This window comes from Bacteroides sp. D22, assembly GCF_000163675.1.
GTDB classification, from domain to species: Bacteria; Bacteroidota; Bacteroidia; order Bacteroidales; family Bacteroidaceae; genus Bacteroides; species Bacteroides xylanisolvens.
The window spans coordinates 36,013-55,336 of the sequence record NZ_GG774803.1 but is presented as its reverse complement, the minus strand read 5'-3'; the positions used below and the strand labels follow the sequence as shown (position 1 = coordinate 55,336).

Below are 19,324 nucleotides of genomic sequence, written 5' to 3'. Positions count from 1 at the left end.
CTCATATTCTCATTGTTTTTAGATAAACGGAAGATAATCAGATTAATATCTTATGAGAAATGAAATGAAAAATTCTTTTTCAGTGCGTGGAGGTGGGAATTCATTTTGTACAAGAACGAAAACATAAAGAATCCTTCTCCCTCTACTTATCTTGATAAAAAAGTGATTGAATATCAAACAGGTTAAAATTATTTCGTAATTTTGCAGATATAAAAGAATGAAGCTATGCCGGACTATGATTTAATCGCCATACTCGGACCTACAGCCTCGGGTAAAACTCCCTTTGCCGCGGCCTTGGCCTATGAACTCAATACAGAAATTATCAGTGCCGACTCTCGTCAGATATACAGAGGGATGGATCTCGGTACGGGAAAAGACTTGGCAGACTATACAGTAAACGGACGTACAATCCCCTACCACTTAATCGACATTGCAGATCCCGGATATAAATATAATGTATTCGAATATCAACGCGATTTCCTGATTTCTTACGAATCAATCAAACAAAAAGGCTGTCTCCCCGTTTTATGTGGAGGGACAGGCATGTATCTGGAATCCGTATTGAAAGGATATAAGCTGATGCCCGTGCCGGAAAACCCTGAATTACGTATTCGTTTGGCAAATCATTCGCTCGAAGAGTTGACGGAAATATTAGGCCGGTACAAAACATTACACAATTCTACCGACGTAGATACCGTGAAACGTGCTATCCGTGCGATAGAGATTGAAGAATATTATGCTGCCCATCCGGTTCCCGAACGGGAGTTTCCTGAATTGAACAGCCTCATCATCGGAGTAGATATTGACCGGGAACTGCGTCGTGAAAAGATCACCCGCCGATTGAAACAACGGTTGGACGAAGGAATGGTAGATGAAGTGCGGCAATTGATCGAGCAAGGAATTGCGCCGGATGATTTAATCTATTATGGGTTGGAATATAAATACCTGACATTGTATGTTATTGGAAAACTAACCTATGAAGAGATGTTCAACGGTCTGGAAATTGCGATCCATCAGTTTGCCAAACGACAAATGACCTGGTTTCGCGGCATGGAAAGAAGAGGATTTACCATCCATTGGATGAATGCGGAACTGCCGATGAAAGAAAAGATAGCTTTTGTAAAAGAGAAACTGGAAGGGATTTAGTATCTTTGTCAGTTATATAGTGTGATTTTTAATACACAATAGGATAGATATACGAATATGAGTGTAGAACCAAAGAAATGGGGAGTGATTTACAACCCGAAAGCTGGTACCCGAAAGGTAAAAAAGCGCTGGAAAGAAATTAAGGAGTACATGGACAGTAAAGGCGTGGACTATGACTATGTACAATCCGAAGGTTTCGGTTCGGTGGAACGTCTCGCCAAGATTTTGGCCAACAATGGTTATCGCACGATTGTCATTGTGGGCGGTGATGGGGCATTAAATGATGCCATCAACGGCATTATGCTATCCGATGCCGAAGATAAAGAAAACATCGCTCTCGGCATGATTCCCAATGGTATCGGAAACGACTTCGCCAAATATTGGGGACTTAGTACCGAATATAAACCGGCTGTCGACTGTATCATTAATCACCGGCTGAAGAAAATAGATGTGGGGTACTGCAATTTCTACGATGGAAAAGAACACCAACGCCGCTACTTCCTCAATGCTGTTAATATCGGACTGGGGGCACGAATCGTTAAAATCACCGATCAGACCAAACGCTTCTGGGGAGTGAAATTCCTGTCCTACGTGGCCGCCCTGTTTTCTCTTATATTTGAACGGAAACTCTATAGGATGCACCTCCGCATCAACGACGAACATATCCGCGGACGCATCATGACCGTATGCATAGGCAGTGCCTGGGGATGGGGACAGACGCCTAGCGCCGTTCCTTATAACGGATGGCTGGATGTCTCCGTTATCTACCGCCCGGAATTCCTGCAAATCATTTCCGGACTATGGATGCTGATTCAGGGAAGAATCCTGAATCATAAGGTAGTGAAAAGCTACCGGACGAAGAAAGTAAAAGTACTCCGGGCACAAAACGCCGCTGTGGATTTGGACGGGCGGTTGTTGCCCAGACATTTCCCGCTGGAAGTAGGGGTGCTTTCGGAAAAAACAACACTTATTATTCCAAATTGATAAATTCAGGCACGGATTACGCGGATTACACGTTTTTTAGTAAATCTACATCTGCAAAAGCCGTATAGTTCGCGTAATCCGTGCCAGAAACATAAACTTATAATTAGATTAAGAAAAATGATAGAACTTAAGAACAATCCTGCCGGTAACTTCTTTCTGTTGGCAGGTCCATGCGTTATAGAAGGTGAAGAGATGGCAATGCGCATTGCCGAACGAGTAGTAAAAATCACCGAAGCTCTACAAATTCCATACGTATTCAAAGGCTCTTACCGCAAGGCTAACCGCTCACGCCTGGATTCGTTTACAGGTATCGGTGACGAAAAAGCACTCAAAGTATTAAGAAAGGTACATGAGACTTTCGGAGTTCCGACTGTGACAGATATTCACAGTGCAGATGAAGCAGCTATGGCAGCCGAATATGTAGATGTACTTCAAATCCCGGCTTTCCTTTGCCGCCAGACCGATTTGTTGGTTGCAGCAGCGAAAACCGGAAAAACCATCAACATCAAAAAAGGACAGTTCCTTTCTCCGCTGGCAATGCAGTTTGCTGCCGATAAAGTGGTGGAAGCCGGAAACAAAAGTGTGATGCTCACCGAACGCGGAACGACTTTCGGTTATCAGGATCTTGTTGTAGACTATCGCGGCATCCCTGAAATGCAATCATTCGGTTATCCGGTTATTCTGGATGTCACCCATTCCCTGCAGCAGCCCAACCAGACCAGTGGAGTAACCGGTGGAATGCCGCAACTGATAGAGACCGTAGCCAAAGCTGGTATCGCCGTGGGTGCTGACGGGATATTCATTGAAACACATGAGAATCCTGCGGTAGCTAAAAGTGACGGTGCCAATATGCTAAAGTTAGACCTTCTGGAAGGGCTGTTAACGAAGTTAGTCAGGATACGGGAAGCCATAAAATAACTCTTTTCCCTGTCTATTTGTGATTTACAACCAAACACGACGACAAATAACAAAGAAATATTTATTTAAACTAAATAGAACATGAAACATTTATTACGTGGATTATTTATTGCAGTCCTTTTTATATGCTGCAATTTCCAGCTCGTACTTGCACAACCCATGCAAGAACTGCCTGTGGACAAAAACGTCCGCATCGGTAAACTGGACAACGGGCTTACCTATTACATTCGACACAATGCACTTCCTGAAAAACGAGTAGAATTCTACATCGCACAGAAAGTAGGTTCTATTCTTGAGGAACCGCAACAACGTGGTTTGGCTCACTTCCTGGAGCACATGGCTTTCAATGGAACCAAAAACTTCCCGGGGGATGAGACAGGTCTTGGCATTATACCTTGGTGCGAAACGAAAGGTATCAAATTCGGTACAAACCTGAATGCATATACCAGCGTCGATCAGACGGTATATAATATCAGCAACGTGCCGACTGAAAACATTAATGTAGTAGATTCATGCTTGCTTATCCTTCACGACTGGTCGAGTGCCATCGACCTTGCTGACAAGGAAATAGACAAAGAACGTGGCGTAATCCGCGAAGAATGGAGAAGCCGTAACAGCGGCATGCTCCGTATCATGACCAATGCACAGCCTACGATGTATCCGGATTCTAAATATTCAGACTGTATGCCTATCGGAAGCATTGACGTTATCAACAACTTCCCTTATCAGGATATCCGCGATTATTATGCCAAATGGTATCGTCCGGACCTGCAAGGTATCGTTATTGTAGGTGACATCAACGTAGATGAAATTGAAGCCAAACTTAAAAAAGTATTCGCAGACGTAAAAGCTCCGGTAAATCCGGCCGAACGTATCTACTATCCGGTAGCAGACAATCAGGAACCGCTTATCTATATCGGAACTGACAAAGAAGTGAAAAATCCTTCTGTCAACATCTTCTTCAAACAAGATGCTACCCCGGATTCTTTGAAAAATACCATCGCTTATTACGCAACGAACTACATGGTCAGCATGGCTATGAATATGCTGAACAACCGTTTGAACGAACTTCGCCAGACTGCTAATCCTCCTTTCACAAGTGCCGGTGCAGAATATGGAGAATATTTCCTTGCCAAAACTAAAGAAGCATTCAGTATCAGCGCAAGCAGCAAAATCGACGGAATCGATTTAGCTACGAAGACTATCCTGGAAGAAGCAGAACGCGCACGCCGCTTCGGATTTACGCCAACAGAATATGACCGCGCACGCGCCAACTATCTGCAAGCCGTAGAATCTGCTTACAACGAACGCGAAAAAACCAAAAGCGGCTCTTATGTCAACGAATACGTTAACAACTTCCTTGATAAAGAACCGATTCCGGGAATCGAAGTTGAATATACGCTCCTGAACAAACTGGCTCCGAATATTCCGGTAGAAGCTGTTAACCAGATCATGCAACAACTGATTACTGATAATAACCAGGTAGTTCTGTTGGCCGGTCCGGAAAAAGAAGGAGCAAAATATCCTACCAAAGAAGAGATTGCCGCTCTGCTGAAACAAATGAAGTCATTCGACTTGAAGCCTTATGAAGACAAAGTCTCTAACGAACCGCTGATCTCGGAAGAACTGAAAGGTGGCAAAATTGTTTCTGAAAAAGCCGGAGACATTTATGGTACGACTAAGTTAGTGCTTTCCAACGGTGTAACTGTATATGTGAAGCCTACTGATTTCAAAGCTGACCAAATTGTTATGAAAGGGGTAAGTTTCGGTGGTACGAGCATATTCCCGAACGAAGAGATCATCAATATTGCTCAATTAAACGGAGTAGCCCTGGTGGGTGGTATCGGTAATTTCAGCAAGGTTGACTTGGGTAAAGCTCTTGCCGGTAAACGTGCAAACGTGGCTGCCGGTATCGGTAATACAACAGAAACGGTTTCCGGTAGCTGTGTTCCGAAAGATTTTGAGACAATGATGCAGCTCACTTATCTGACTTTCACTTCTCCACGCAAGGACAATGAAGCATTCGAATCTTACAAGAACCGTTTGAAAGCCGAACTTCAAAATGCGGATGCCAACCCGATGACTGCTTTCAGTGACACTATTACAAGTGTATTATATGGTCATCATCCGCGTGCTATCCGAATGAAAGAATATATGGTAGACCAGATCAACTACGACCGTATTCTCGAAATGTACAAAGACCGCTACAAAGACGCAAGCGACTTTACTTTCTACCTGGTGGGAAATGTAGATTTGGCAACGATGAAACCGTTGATCGCCAAATATCTGGGTAGCCTGCCATCTATCAACCGTAAAGAGACTTTCAAGGACAACCACATGGATATCCGCAAAGGACAGATCAAGAATGTATTCGCAAAAGCACAGGAAACTCCGATGGCTACCATCATGTTCCTTTATAGTGGTAGTTGCAAATACGACTTGCGCAACAATGTCCTGCTTAGCTTCTTAGATCAGGCTCTGGATTTGGTTTACACAGCAGAAATCCGTGAAAAAGAAGGTGGTACATACGGCGTAAGCTGTAACGGCAGCCTAGGTAAATATCCGAAAGAAGAATTGGCGCTTCAAATCGTATTCCAGACTGATCCTGCCAAGAAAGACCACCTTTCTGCGATCGTTGTGGAACAACTCCACAAAATGGCCAAAGAAGGTCCGTCTGCCGAACACATGCAGAAGATCAGAGAATATATGCTGAAGAAGTATAAAGACGCCCAAAAAGAAAATGGCTACTGGCTCAATAACATGGACGAATACTTCTACACCGGTGTCGATAATACAAAAGACTATGAAAAGTTGGTCAACAGCATCACTGCTAAAGAAGTACAAGACTTCCTTGCCAAGTTGCTGAAACAGAACAACGAAATTCAAGTCATTATGACTGTACCGGAAGAAAACAAATAAATATTTCTCTAGTATATCTACTGAATGATGATATTCAACGAATTACGTAAACATGGAAGGCTCGCCGCCAAACGGCATCCGATGTATGAAAAGAACAAAGTTGCTAAAATACTCGGTTATGTCATGGGCGCATTTTGGGCCGGTTACCTGATATTCTTCGGTACGACATTCGCGTTCGGTTTTTCAGATATGGTTCCCAACCGGGAACCATATCATGTAATGAACGCAGTGGTTCTGATCTTTATCCTGGCACTGGACTTCCTGTTGCGTGTTCCGTTACAAAAAACACCGACACAGGAGGTAAAACCTTACCTCCTGTTGCCGGTTAAACGAATTCGTGTCATCGACTTTTTACTGATCCGCTCGGGACTAAGTCTGTTCAACCTGTTCTGGTTGTTTCTATTTGTCCCTTTTTCCTTCATCACTATTACCAAGTTTTTCGGTATCTCCGGTGTTATCACCTATCTTATCGGTATCCTGCTATTAATTATTGCCAACAATTACTGGTACTTGCTTTGCCGCACTCTTATCAACGAACGTATTTGGTGGATTCTATTACCTATCGCTTTCTACGGTGGAATAGGCTGCCTTCTTTTTATTCCCGAAGATAGTCCCCTCTTCTATTTCTTCATGGATCTGGGAGACGGATATATACAGGGAAACATTTTCTATTTTCTCGGCACCATACTTGTGATTGCCCTTTTATGGCTGATTAACCGCAAAATCATGTCCGGGCTGATTTATGCAGAGCTAGCCAAAGTGGATGATACCCAAATAAAACACGTCTCCGAATATAAATTCTTCGAACGCTACGGAGAAGTGGGCGAATATATGCGGCTGGAACTGAAAATGCTTCTACGTAACCGCCGCTGCAAAGGTGCACTACGCAATATCTCTATCGTAATTGTAGCTTTCTCCGTTGCACTTAGCTTTTCCAGTGTCTATGACGGTAATTTCATGACCTCTTTTATTTGTGTGTATAACTTTGCCGTATTCGGAATGATTATCCTTTCACAGATAATGTCATTCGAAGGCAACTACATTGATGGTCTGATGTCTCGCAAAGAATCGATTATGAGTTTGCTGAAAGCTAAATATTACACATACAGTATTGGTGAGATTATACCTTTCATACTGATGATCCCCGCTATCATCATGAACAAACTTACCTTACTGGGTGCTTTTGCTTGGTTTTTCTATACCATTGGCTTTATCTATTTCTGCTTCTTCCAACTGGCTGTTTACAACAAACAGACAGTACCTCTGAACGAAAAAGTGACAAGCCGACAAAACAATAGCGCCATACAGATGCTAGTCAATTTCGGTGCTTTCGGCGTACCGCTTATCTTATATAGCCTGTTAAATGCACTTTTGGGAGAAACAATCACTTACACAATCCTGTTAGTGATTGGTCTCGGATTTACCCTGACCTCCCCTTTATGGATAAAAAATGTATATCATCGCTTCATGAAACGGCGGTACGAAAATATGGAAGGCTTCAGAGACAGCCGCCAATAAACGTTCATGAATCATTAACTATATAAACATTGAAGATCATGATTACCATTGATAAACTTAAAAAGAATTTCGGTGAAAAGGTTGCCGTAGACATAGAACATTACGAAATCAATCAAGGCGACATGCTCGGATTGGTGGGTAACAACGGTGCCGGTAAAACAACTCTTTTCCGATTGATGTTGGATCTGCTGAAAGCAGACGATGGAAAAGTGATTATAAATGATATTGATGTCAGCCAGAGTGAAGACTGGAAAAGCATTACCGGTGCTTTCATTGACGATGGCTTCCTGATCGATTATCTCACTCCGGAAGAATATTTCTATTTCATCGGGAAAATGTATGGGCTCAAGAAAGAAGAAGTAGACGAACGACTTGTCCCTTTCGAACGCTTTATGAGCGGAGAAGTAATCGGACACAAAAAATTAATTCGCAACTACTCTGCCGGTAACAAGCAAAAGATCGGAATTATCTCCGCCATGCTTCATTATCCGCAATTATTAATCTTGGATGAACCGTTCAATTTCCTTGATCCAAGTTCGCAGTCTATCATTAAACATCTGCTCAAGAAATACAACGAGGAGCATCAGGCTACGGTTATCATATCCAGTCACAACCTCAATCATACCGTAGATGTATGTCCACGGATCGCTTTACTGGAACACGGGGTCATCATCCGGGATATTATCAACGAAGATAACTCCGCAGAAAAAGAACTGGAGGATTATTTTAATGTAGAAGAAGAGTGAGGGAGATTTATGAGTTATGAGTTATGAGTTGTGATTTATGATTTATGATTGAGATACAGTTGATGAAGGCAAAATTAAGATTTATCTATCTATTAGTTGGGCTGGCTGCTACATTTAGTTCCTGTCGCACTTCCGCTCCCCGGCTGGACTATCAAGCATTGGCACGAGCTTCTATTTTATTAGGTGTAGATGTCAATCTGGAAGATAATCATAAGCTCTATCTCGAAGCAGCCGATTGGATAGGGGTTCCTTATCGTGGTGGAGGTGATTCTAAACGAGGAACAGATTGTTCGGGGCTGGTTTATCAAGTGTATCGAAAGGTATACCGCACCCAAGTGCCACGCAATACAGAGGACTTGAAAAAAGAAAGTAATAAGGTCGCTAAGCGAAACCTTCGGGAAGGAGACTTGGTATTCTTTACCAGTAGCCGTTCAAAAAAGAAAGTAGCTCATGTAGGTATTTATCTGAAAAACGGAAAGTTCATTCATTCCAGTACCAGTAAAGGAGTGATCGTCAGCAACTTGAACGAGAGTTATTATACCAAACACTGGATAAGCGGAGGCAGAATACGTTAATTATCAACTTCTAATGATATAAAATTATGAAATCATTCATCGGAGCAGTTATATTTATCTGTGTGGCATTCAGTGCCAATGCACAACTTTTATGGAAAGTGTCCGGTAACGGACTAACCCAACCTTCCTACATCATAGGTACTCATCACCTGGCACCATTCAGCATCATGGACAGCATTGCCGGACTTCAAAAAGCGATGAATGAAACGCAACAGGTGTATGGAGAACTGAAAATGTCGGAAATGCAGTCGCCCGCCACCATGGGAAAGATGCAAAAAGCAATGATGATTGAAAGTGATACCACACTGACCTCCCTCCTTTCTCCGGAAGACTTTGAGAGTGCTAACAAATTCTGCAAAGAAAACCTGATGGTAGACTTAAATATGGCTCCGAAGCTAAAACCTGCCTTCCTGTTGAATAATGTAGTGGTAATGGCTTACGTAAAACATGTAGGAAAGTTCAACCCGCAAGAGCAACTCGACACGTTCTTTCAAAGCCAAGCCGCCCAAAACGGAAAAAAGGTGGACGGTCTGGAAACTGCCGAATTCCAATTCAACCTGCTTTTCAACGGTAGTTCACTACAACGACAAGCACAGCTACTCATGTGCACTCTTAATAATATAGAAGCAGAAGTAGAAAACCTAAAAAAGCTCACGAACGCTTACATGAAACAGGATTTGAACACTATGTTCAAAATCAGCGAAGAGCGCAAAGGTAATCAATGCGACGCACTTCCCAGCGAAGAAGATGCCCTTATTTACAACCGTAATAAAATATGGGCTGAAAAATTACCGGCTATCATGAAAGCCGCTCCGACTTTTGTTGCGGTAGGCGCCCTGCACCTTCCTGGAGAAAAAGGATTATTAAAGTTGCTAAAAAGCCAAGGATACACAATAGAACCTGTGAAATAAGAAAAGTATTTAGTACTTTTGCGGAAAAGTTTTCCCCAATGAACTACAAAACCTATTTATTCGATTTCGACTATACATTAGCCGATTCGTCGCGTGGTATCGTTAAATGTTTCAGAATTGTGCTCACCCGGCACCAGTATTTAACCGTTACCGATGAAGCTATCAAGCGCACGATCGGCAAAACACTGGAAGAATCATTCAGTATCCTTACCGGAATTACCGACCCGGAACAGTTAGAATCTTTCCGGCAGGAATACAGACTGGAAGCTGATGTACACATGAATGTAAATACCTGTCTTTTTCCTGATACATTATCTACACTGAAAGAATTGAAGAAACGGGGTGCCCGCGTCGGAATTATCTCTACCAAGTATCGCTTCCGAATATTGAGTTATCTGGAAGAATATCTGCCAAAGGATTTTCTCGATATAGTTGTGGGAGGAGAAGATGTAAAAGCGCCGAAACCTTCACCGGAAGGGGTACTATTTGCTTTGGAACATTTGGGAAGTACACCCGAAGAAACTTTGTATATCGGAGATAGCACGGTAGATGCTGAAACGGCCCGAAATGCAGGAGTAGATTTTGCAGGCGTATTGAACGGAATGACAACAGCCGAGGAACTCCGTGACTATCCACACAAAATCATTATGCAGAATTTGGGAGAGTTGGTCCAATAAGCAACAATGAGAGTTAAAATGCTCATTTATTTGCTGTAATCATTTTATCTCCTACAAAAAATAAAAGAAATATTTGTCGGAAACGAATAAAAATAGTACTTTTGTGCCCGATTATTCCGCAACGGGTTCGATAAAGAGCTCTTTAAGTGATTAAAGACCACCCGCCGGAGCTAACTTATACATTATATATAAGATGTACGCAATTGTAGAAATTAACGGTCAGCAGTTTAAAGCAGAAGCTGGTCAAAAGTTGTTCGTTCACCACATCGAAGGTGCAGAAAACGGTTCAACAGTAGAATTTGAAAAAGTTCTTTTGGTAGACAAAGACGGAAACGTTACAGTAGGTGCTCCTACCGTAGAAGGCGCTAAAGTTGTTTGCCAGGTTGTTTCAAACTTGGTTAAAGGCGACAAAGTTCTTGTTTTCCACAAGAAAAGAAGAAAAGGACACAGAAAACTGAACGGTCACCGTCAACAGTTCACTGAATTAACAATTACAGAAGTAGTAGCTTAATCAATTAAAAAGTAAGAAGAAATGGCACATAAGAAAGGTGTCGGTAGTTCTAAGAACGGCCGCGAATCACAGAGCAAGAGATTAGGCGTTAAGATATTTGGTGGCGAAGCTTGCAAAGCAGGTAACATCATCGTTCGTCAAAGAGGTACTGAATTCCACCCGGGTGAAAACATCGGAATGGGTAAAGACCACACTCTTTTCGCTTTAGTAGACGGAACAGTTAATTTCAAAGTAGGTAAAGAAGATAGAAGATATGTTTCTATCGTTCCTGCAACAGAAGCATAATTATCCGGACTGAAAATAGTTAAGACAAGGAGATGCAATCTGCAAGATTGTATCTCCTTTCTTTTTATATCAAAACATACTTTATCGCCTGACAAGTATACGCCTTTTTAACATTCAAATATTCACCTCATGGATATTTTTCATTTTTTCCATCCTTATTATTACCAAAATATTACAGAAGTGTAATATCGTTTATTTTTTTATCTATCTTTGTAGACTTAAAAAAAGGTTTTTCATAAAAAGTATAGATATGCTTACCATTAAACAAATTACAGAAAACACAGAGGCGGTACTCCGCGGACTGGAAAAGAAGCATTTCAAGAATGCAAAGGAAACGATCGATCAGGTGATCGCTCTTAACAACAAGAGACGTAGCACACAAAATGAATTAGATAAAAACCTGGCAGAGGTTAACTCACTTTCGCGCACCATCGGTCAACTGATGAAAGAAGGGAAAAAAGAGGAAGCTGAAACTGCACGTGCCCGCGTTGCCGAACTAAAAGAAGGCAACAAAGAGCTGGATGCTGCCATGACACAGGCTGCAACTGATATGCAGAATGTACTTTATACCATCCCCAACATACCTTATGACAGTGTACCGGAAGGCGTAGGTGCCGAAGATAACGTCGTAGAAAAAATGGGAGGTATGGAAACCGAACTTCCTAAAGATGCACTCCCCCACTGGGAACTGGCAAAGAAATATGATTTAATAGACTTCGACCTGGGCGTAAAAATCACAGGTGCAGGTTTCCCTGTATACAAAGGTAAAGGAGCACAACTTCAACGTGCCCTTATCAACTTCTTCCTGGATGAAGCACGCAAATCCGGATATACCGAAATCATGCCGCCGACAGTAGTCAACGCCGCTTCCGGCTATGGCACCGGACAGCTTCCGGACAAAGAAGGACAGATGTATCATTGTGAAGTAGATGATTTATACCTGATCCCGACAGCGGAAGTTCCCGTTACTAATATCTACCGTGATGTGATTCTGGAAGAGAAACAATTACCTATAATGAATTGTGCGTATACACAATGTTTCCGTCGCGAAGCAGGTTCTTATGGTAAAGATGTACGTGGCCTGAATCGTCTGCACGAGTTCTCCAAAGTAGAATTGGTTCGTATCGACAAACCGGAGCATTCTAAACAATCTCATCAGGAAATGCTGGACCATGTAGAAGGACTGTTGCAAAAACTGGAACTCCCCTATCGCATTCTCCGTCTTTGCGGTGGAGATATGAGTTTCACTGCTGCTCTTTGTTTCGACTTCGAAGTATATTCTGAAGCACAGAAGCGTTGGTTGGAAGTAAGTTCCGTATCCAATTTCGACACTTACCAGGCCAACCGCCTGAAATGCCGTTACCGTAATGCAGAAAAGAAAACCGAACTCTGCCACACACTGAACGGTTCAGCATTAGCACTGCCACGTATTGTTGCTGCCCTACTCGAAAACAACCAGACTCCGGAAGGTATCAGAATTCCGAAAGCATTGGTTCCGTATTGCGGCTTTGACATGATAGACTAAGACTTGGCATGACAGACTAATAAAAGTACCCATATACAGAGAGCCACTCATCAAAAGAGTGGCTTTTCTTTTATATTTCGTAAATTAGCTGTATCTTTGCCAAAATTTATATCATTCTGATAGCAGTTACGTAATAAAAACAACAAATTAATTAGATAATGAACAAAATCATTAGCAAGGAACGCTTTTCTGAAAAAGTATTCAAATTTGAAATTGAAGCTCCTTTGATTGCTAAATCCCGTAAGGCCGGACACTTTGTCATCGTGCGTGTAGGTGAAAAAGGAGAACGTATGCCATTGACTATCGCAGGTTCTGACCTCAAAAAAGGTACCATTACTCTGGTAGTGCAGGAAGTCGGACTTTCTTCTACCCGTCTCTGTGAACTGAATGAAGGCGATTACATCACTGACGTAGTAGGCCCGCTCGGACAAGCTACCCATATAGAGAAATTCGGAACAGTAGTCTGCGCTGGTGGTGGTGTAGGCGTAGCTCCGATGCTTCCTATCGTACAGGCTTTGAAAGCAGCCGGCAACCGTGTTATCACTGTACTGGCCGGACGCAACAAAGACCTGATTATTTTAGAAAAAGAAATGCGTGAAAGCTCTGACGAAGTAATTATCATGACAGATGACGGCTCTTACGGTCGTAAAGGTCTGGTGACAGAAGGCGTAGAAGAAGTTATCAAACGCGAGAAAGTGGACAAATGCTTCGCTATCGGCCCTGCCATCATGATGAAGTTCGTTTGCTTACTGACTAAGAAATATGAAATTCCGACTGATGTTTCATTGAACACCATCATGGTGGATGGAACAGGTATGTGTGGTGCTTGCCGTATCACTGTGGGAGGAAAAACTAAATTCGTTTGTGTAGACGGTCCTGAATTCGACGGTCACCAAGTGAATTTTGATGAAATGCTGAAACGTATGGGCGCGTTCAAAAATATCGAGCGCGAAGAAATGCATAAACTGCAACCAGAATGTGAAGCAACCAAAGAAATCGACGAGAAAAGCCGTAATGCAGCCTGGAGACAGGAATTACGCAAATCAATGAAACCGAAAGAACGTACAGCCATTCCCCGTGTAGAAATGAACGAACTTGACGCTGAATATCGTTCACACAGCCGTAAAGAGGAAGTAAATCAAGGATTAACAGCAGAACAGGCTGTTACAGAAGCTAAACGCTGTCTCGACTGTGCTAATCCTGGATGTATGGAAGGCTGTCCGGTAGGTATTGATATTCCTCGCTTCATTAAGAATATCGAACGTGGAGAGTTTCTTGAAGCTGCTAAAACATTGAAAGAAACAAGTGCGCTTCCGGCTGTTTGCGGTCGCGTGTGTCCACAAGAAAAACAATGCGAATCAAAATGTATTCACTTAAAAATGAATGAAAAGCCCGTCGCTATCGGTTATCTGGAACGTTTCGCAGCTGATTACGAACGTGAAAGCGGGCAAATCTCCGTACCTGTCATTGCAGAGAAGAACGGTATTAAAATAGCTGTAATCGGTTCGGGACCTGCAGGATTGGCATTTGCCGGAGATATGGCTAAATATGGATATGATGTAACTGTATTCGAAGCATTGCATGAGATTGGTGGTGTGTTGAAATATGGTATTCCAGAATTCCGTTTGCCAAACAAGATTGTAGACGTAGAAATCGATAACCTTAGCAAGATGGGGGTTAACTTCATCAAAGACTGTATCGTAGGAAAAACAATCGGCGTAGAGGACTTGAAAGCTGAAGGTTTCAAAGGAATATTTGTGGCTTCCGGCGCCGGGCTGCCTAACTTTATGAATATCCCGGGAGAGAATTCCATCAATATCATGTCATCCAACGAATACCTCACTCGCGTTAATCTGATGGACGCTGCCAGTGAAGATTCGGACACTCCGGTCGCTTTCGGTAAAAACGTAGCAGTAATCGGTGGTGGTAATACAGCGATGGACTCTGTTCGTACTGCCAAACGTCTTGGTGCAGAGCGCGCTATCATTATCTATCGCCGTTCGGAAGAGGAAATGCCTGCACGTATCGAGGAAGTAAAACATGCTAAAGAAGAAGGAGTTGAATTCCTTACACTACATAATCCGATCGAATATATTGCTGACGAACAAGGTTGCGTAAAACAGGTTATTTTGCAAAAGATGGAATTAGGCGAGCCGGATGCTTCCGGACGTCGTAGTCCTGTAGCCATCCCGGGAGCAACAGAAACAATTGATATCGACCTGGCAATTGTCAGCGTCGGAGTATCTCCTAACCCAATTGTTCCAAGCTCCATCAAAGGACTGGAACTAGGACGAAAAGGAACCATCACTGTGGATGATAACATGGAATCTTCCATCCCTATGATTTATGCAGGAGGCGATATCGTTCGCGGTGGAGCTACTGTTATTCTGGCGATGGGCGATGGCCGTAAAGCCGCTGCCGCCATGAATGAACAATTGAAGGCAAACGCCGGTAACTAATTGCCACTTATTAACAGGTGGGCTAAAACCAACTCACACGTGGGCGGAACATCACTCGTCCCCCGGCATAAAAATAAAATAAGAAAAGCCCCGTCTACAAAATGTAAACGGGGCTTTTCTTATTTCAAATATCAAAGATACTTTCTACTTTACCACTTTGTTCGTCGCAGGATCGGGGAAGATTACAGCCGGTTTAAACGACTTTGCTTCCTCAAAATCCATCAATGCATAGGACATGATTATAACAATATCATCCGGTTGCACCTTGCGGGCAGCAGCACCGTTCAAGCAAATTTTACCCGAACCGCGTTCACCTTTGATAATGTAGGTTTCAAAGCGTTCACCATTGTTATTATCAGCGATATACACTTTCTCTCCCGCAATCATGTTTGCAGCATCCAACAGGTCTTCATCAATCGTGATACTACCCATGTAGTTCAGATTGGCCTCTGTGACACGTGCACAATGAATTTTCGACTTCAACACTTCAATCATCATAAGGTTTCGTCTTTTTAGTTATTCTTTATATTTAATATTATCAATCAGCCGGACTTCTCCACAGAACACTGTGATGCATCCAACTGCATAGGAAGTATCTTCCCAATTACTAATTTTCTGCAATGTGTTTCCGTCTACAATCTCAAAATACTCCATGCGCAAACCCGGAGCAGCTTCGATTGCATCTTCTACCATCTTTTGCGTCTCGCTCACTGTGTGAGTGGCTGCAAAGTTACGACTTTTAAATAAGGTCCGGGAAATATTTAAAGCATTTTCACGTTCTTCTGCCGATAAACGTTTATTCCGGCTACTCAATGCCAGTCCGTCTTCCTCACGCACAATTGAACAACCCACAATTTCAAGGTTATATTTCAATTGTCGAACCATCTCACGAATAATTGCTAACTGCTGAAAATCCTTCTCTCCGAAATATGCGCGGTCCGGCAGTACGGCATCAAACAGTTTACTGACAATCTGGCAAACACCGTTAAAATGCCCCGGACGGAAAGCACCTTCCATCACCGTATCTAATGGTGCATAGCTAAATTGACGAGTATCCGGTTCCGGATACATTTCGCTTACCGAAGGAGCAAAAGCAAAATCCGCCCCGCATTCTTCCAACAAACGGCAATCTGCATCCAATGTACGCGGATATTTCTCTAAGTCGTTTTTATCGTTAAACTGTGTGGGATTCACAAAAACACTCACAACAGTTACACCATTCTCACTTACGCTGCGCTTTACCAGAGATGCATGTCCCGCATGTAAAGCACCCATTGTAGGAACCAGTCCCACCTTTTTACCTTGGGCTCTCAAGGCAGTCAATTCTGCCTGTAAGTCCTTGATAGTGTGCACTACTTTCATTTTCGTCAATTGGTTTATGTTTTACTCGTTTGCAAAAACTCTGCAAAATAAACTAATATTTGCCACATAAAGAAAGAATATCTTATTTAATGTGTCTTTTTTTTCGTATCTTTGCAGAATATTATAGTGAACTATTGTTATTATGACAAAGGCGAATAAAGTTTTATTTATTACTCAAGAGATTACACCTTACGTTTCAGAATCCGAAATGGCCAATATAGGTAGAAACCTTCCACAGGCGATACAAGAAAAAGGCCGTGAAATCAGAACCTTTATGCCTAAATGGGGAAATATCAATGAGCGCAGAAACCAGCTGCACGAAGTGATCCGCCTCTCCGGTATGAACCTGATTATCGACGATACTGACCACCCCTTGATTATAAAAGTTGCGTCTATCCAATCCGCACGCATGCAGGTATATTTCATCGATAACGATGATTATTTCCAGAATCGTATGCAGACAGCGGACGAAAATGGTGTAGAATATGATGATAACGATAGCCGTGCCGTTTTCTACGCACGCGGCGTATTGGAAACAGTGAAAAAACTTCGCTGGTGTCCTGATGTCATTCACTGTCATGGCTGGATGACAGCTTTAGCTCCTCTTTATATAAAGAAAGCCTATAAAGACGAACCTTCTTTCCGCGATGCCAAAGTAGTATTCTCTGTTTATGAAGATGACTTCAAGAATACACTTAGCGATGATTTCGCAGCCAAATTGATGCTGAAAGGTATTTCCAAAAAAGATTTAGGTGATTTGAAAGAGCCGGTAGACTATGCTGCTCTGTGCAAACTTGCCGTTGATTATTCGGATGGAGTCATACAAAACAGCGAAAAAGTAGACGAGTCTATTATTGAATATGCCCGCCAATCTGGCAAATTGGTACTTGACTACCAGAACCCGGAAAACTATGCAGATGCCTGCAACGAGTTCTACGATCAGGTATGGGATGCTACTGCAAACGAAGAAGAATAAAATAATCAAGATACGACGATCATGAAAGCAAAATACGCCTTAATAGCTTTACTGGCAATCACTTTTTGGGGTTGTGATGATAACACTGCCGGACTGGGATTGGGAATGTTTCCGGAAAGCGACCGGGATATCAATGGAAAGCTATCTACCTTTGATGTGACTACAGAATCCGTTCATGCCGGTAAGATATATGCAATGACTAATGTGGGATATGTAGGTAAGTTCACTGATGAAACATTCGGAACTTATCAGGCTGGTTTCTTAGCAGAACTCAACTGTCCGTCAGGAATGACATTCCCTGGAGTATACAATGGTACTGCTCTTAACGATAAAAAGAAAGCTACCAATATAATGGTAGACGAAGCTGGGCTTGGAGACGACGCTATTGGAATATACAATACAGATAATATAAATGATCCAAAAAGAAAACTCATAGGCAACATTCATACTATTGAGCTTTATTTGTGGTATAGCAGTTACTTTGGAGACTCATTAACAGCTTGCCGTTTAAGTGTCTATGCATTAAATGAAAATTTAGATACAAAGAACGCCTATTATACAGATATTACTCCAGAGGATTATTACGATGCAAATACTGATAACAGTCTATTAGGAACGAAAGCTTATACAGCTGTTGATCTTTCAGTAAAAGACTCCATTCGTAAACTTAGTACATATGTTCCCAGCGTACACGTTTCTTTCAGAGATAAAGCTGCTAAAGAAATTGGAAAAGAAATTATTAAAAGAGCCAACGAGTTAGGTGTCAATTTTGACAATAAGGAGTTTAGAAAGATTTTTAAGGGTATTTATGTAAAGAGTGATTACGGCGATGGTACTGTGCTTTACATAGACCAAGCTCAAATGAACGTAGTATATAAATGCTATGCAGTTGATACACTTACAGGTGTTAAACTGGAAAAGAAAGTAGTAAAAGAAGGAGAGTCTAAAGACTCTACTTATTATGGATATCGTACCTTTGCCACTACTCGTGAAGTAATTCAAGCTAATCAGTTAGACAATGATAAGGATGCCATTCAAAAATGCATTAATGAGGATACGTGGACTTATTTAAAGAGTCCAGCAGGGATTTTCACTCAAATAACTCTTCCTATTAGCCAAATAGCAGATTCACTTCTTAACCAAACAGCAGAAAAGCGTCAAAGTGACATACTAAATGCTGTTAAACTAGGAATACCTATCTATAATGAAACCAGTGACAAAAAGTTTGGTATGTCGACTCCTAGCAATGTTTTATTAATACGTAAAAAGTACAAAGACAGTTTCTTTGAAAAAAACCAGCTTAGTGATGAAATAACTTCATCTCTATTTAGACCCACCACAACTAGCTTTACTCAATACACATTCAACAATATCACTCAAATGATTAATGATTGTTTAGCAGATAGGGAAAAAGCAGAGAAAGAAATACATGAAAAGGGGTCTATAACAATCAAAATAACCGATTTAGATGGAAATAGTAAAGATGAAACCGTCAATAATATTAAAGATTGGGAAGACTTAAGCGAATGGAACAAATTCGTACTTATCCCAGTACTTGTGACCACAGATTCTTCTTCAAGTAATAGCTACTATGGTTCCAGCAATGTTATTAGTATACAACATGATTTAAAACCTGGCTATGCACGTTTAAAAGGAGGCAAGAAAGGAACTATACAAGATGCCAAAGGTAACCCTGTATATCCAGAGTATGTGCTCAAGCTTGAAGTTGTTTCTACAAACTTTGGAACAAAATCAAAATAAGAAATAGTTGAAATATTATAAAGCAATAGCGCAGGTTACTCAATGTAACTT

General features: G+C 41.9%; 17 protein-coding genes. 15 read left to right on the top strand and 2 right to left on the bottom strand.

Annotated features, from left to right (window positions below):
- The first annotated feature begins 225 nt into the window (after nucleotides 1–225).
- The 13 genes from miaA to HMPREF0106_RS15125 all read left to right on the top strand — a co-directional run bounded on the left by miaA (nucleotide 226) and on the right by HMPREF0106_RS15125 (nucleotide 15,174).
- Nucleotides 226–1,146 (top strand): tRNA (adenosine(37)-N6)-dimethylallyltransferase MiaA, encoded by a 921-nt coding sequence (gene miaA, locus HMPREF0106_RS15065; protein ID WP_004316676.1) that lies wholly within the window; start codon nucleotides 226–228, stop codon nucleotides 1,144–1,146.
- 57 nt (nucleotides 1,147–1,203) lie between these two features.
- Entirely contained in the window at nucleotides 1,204–2,130 is a 927-nt protein-coding gene (locus HMPREF0106_RS15070) for a diacylglycerol/lipid kinase family protein (protein WP_004316677.1), read from the top strand.
- 117 nt (nucleotides 2,131–2,247) lie between these two features.
- Entirely contained in the window at nucleotides 2,248–3,048 is an 801-nt protein-coding gene (gene kdsA / locus HMPREF0106_RS15075) for a 3-deoxy-8-phosphooctulonate synthase (protein WP_009039686.1), read from the top strand.
- An 81-nt stretch (nucleotides 3,049–3,129) separates the two neighbouring features.
- Nucleotides 3,130–5,967, top strand: coding sequence for a M16 family metallopeptidase (locus tag HMPREF0106_RS15080; protein WP_009039685.1), 2,838 nt, complete (start codon nucleotides 3,130–3,132; stop codon nucleotides 5,965–5,967).
- A 24-nt stretch (nucleotides 5,968–5,991) separates the two neighbouring features.
- Nucleotides 5,992–7,485 carry a DUF5687 family protein gene (locus HMPREF0106_RS15085; protein WP_009039684.1) on the top strand — a complete coding sequence of 498 codons (1,494 nt, stop codon included), beginning with the start codon at nucleotides 5,992–5,994 and terminating at the stop codon, nucleotides 7,483–7,485.
- Between the two features lie 38 nt (nucleotides 7,486–7,523).
- Nucleotides 7,524–8,231: an ABC transporter ATP-binding protein gene (locus tag HMPREF0106_RS15090; protein WP_009039683.1), complete on the top strand. Its 708-nt coding sequence runs from the start codon at nucleotides 7,524–7,526 to the stop codon at nucleotides 8,229–8,231.
- A 44-nt stretch (nucleotides 8,232–8,275) separates the two neighbouring features.
- Nucleotides 8,276–8,806, top strand: a complete 531-nt coding sequence (locus HMPREF0106_RS15095) for a C40 family peptidase (protein ID WP_009039682.1) — start codon at nucleotides 8,276–8,278, stop codon at nucleotides 8,804–8,806.
- A 26-nt stretch (nucleotides 8,807–8,832) separates the two neighbouring features.
- On the top strand, nucleotides 8,833–9,717 hold the full coding sequence (locus HMPREF0106_RS15100; RefSeq protein ID WP_009039681.1) for a TraB/GumN family protein: 885 nt from the start codon (nucleotides 8,833–8,835) through the stop codon (nucleotides 9,715–9,717).
- 38 nt (nucleotides 9,718–9,755) lie between these two features.
- The gene (locus HMPREF0106_RS15105) at nucleotides 9,756–10,394 is read left to right on the top strand and encodes an HAD-IA family hydrolase (RefSeq protein ID WP_009039680.1); all 639 of its coding nucleotides are present in this window, start codon (nucleotides 9,756–9,758) and stop codon (nucleotides 10,392–10,394) included.
- A 193-nt stretch (nucleotides 10,395–10,587) separates the two neighbouring features.
- On the top strand, nucleotides 10,588–10,905 hold the full coding sequence (gene rplU / locus HMPREF0106_RS15110) for a 50S ribosomal protein L21 (RefSeq protein WP_004316691.1): 318 nt from the start codon (nucleotides 10,588–10,590) through the stop codon (nucleotides 10,903–10,905).
- Between the two features lie 21 nt (nucleotides 10,906–10,926).
- Entirely contained in the window at nucleotides 10,927–11,190 is a 264-nt protein-coding gene (rpmA, locus tag HMPREF0106_RS15115) for a 50S ribosomal protein L27 (RefSeq protein WP_004316697.1), read from the top strand.
- A gap of 250 nt (nucleotides 11,191–11,440) precedes the next feature.
- The gene (gene serS, locus HMPREF0106_RS15120) at nucleotides 11,441–12,715 is read left to right on the top strand and encodes a serine--tRNA ligase (protein ID WP_004316699.1); all 1,275 of its coding nucleotides are present in this window, start codon (nucleotides 11,441–11,443) and stop codon (nucleotides 12,713–12,715) included.
- Nucleotides 12,716–12,873: 158 nt separating this feature from the next.
- A complete protein-coding gene (locus tag HMPREF0106_RS15125; RefSeq protein WP_009039679.1) occupies nucleotides 12,874–15,174 on the top strand; it encodes a bifunctional dihydroorotate dehydrogenase B NAD binding subunit/NADPH-dependent glutamate synthase in 2,301 nt (766 codons plus the stop codon).
- Between the two features lie 144 nt (nucleotides 15,175–15,318).
- On the opposite strand, the gene panD is transcribed toward HMPREF0106_RS15125, so the two are convergent.
- Together panD and panC are read right to left on the bottom strand one after the other, a co-directional pair.
- Complete coding sequence (panD, locus tag HMPREF0106_RS15130) at nucleotides 15,319–15,672, bottom strand: aspartate 1-decarboxylase (RefSeq protein ID WP_004316702.1); 354 nt, start codon at nucleotides 15,670–15,672, stop codon at nucleotides 15,319–15,321.
- An 18-nt stretch (nucleotides 15,673–15,690) separates the two neighbouring features.
- Nucleotides 15,691–16,536, bottom strand: a complete 846-nt coding sequence (panC, locus tag HMPREF0106_RS15135; protein WP_008645647.1) for a pantoate--beta-alanine ligase — start codon at nucleotides 16,534–16,536, stop codon at nucleotides 15,691–15,693.
- 142 nt (nucleotides 16,537–16,678) lie between these two features.
- On the opposite strand from panC, the gene HMPREF0106_RS15140 reads away from it, so the two are divergent.
- Both HMPREF0106_RS15140 and HMPREF0106_RS15145 read left to right on the top strand, forming a co-directional pair.
- Entirely contained in the window at nucleotides 16,679–17,512 is an 834-nt protein-coding gene (locus tag HMPREF0106_RS15140; protein WP_004316705.1) for a glycogen/starch synthase, read from the top strand.
- A gap of 21 nt (nucleotides 17,513–17,533) precedes the next feature.
- The gene (locus tag HMPREF0106_RS15145; RefSeq protein WP_009039678.1) at nucleotides 17,534–19,273 is read left to right on the top strand and encodes a DUF4270 domain-containing protein; all 1,740 of its coding nucleotides are present in this window, start codon (nucleotides 17,534–17,536) and stop codon (nucleotides 19,271–19,273) included.
- Nucleotides 19,274–19,324 lie beyond the last annotated feature (51 nt).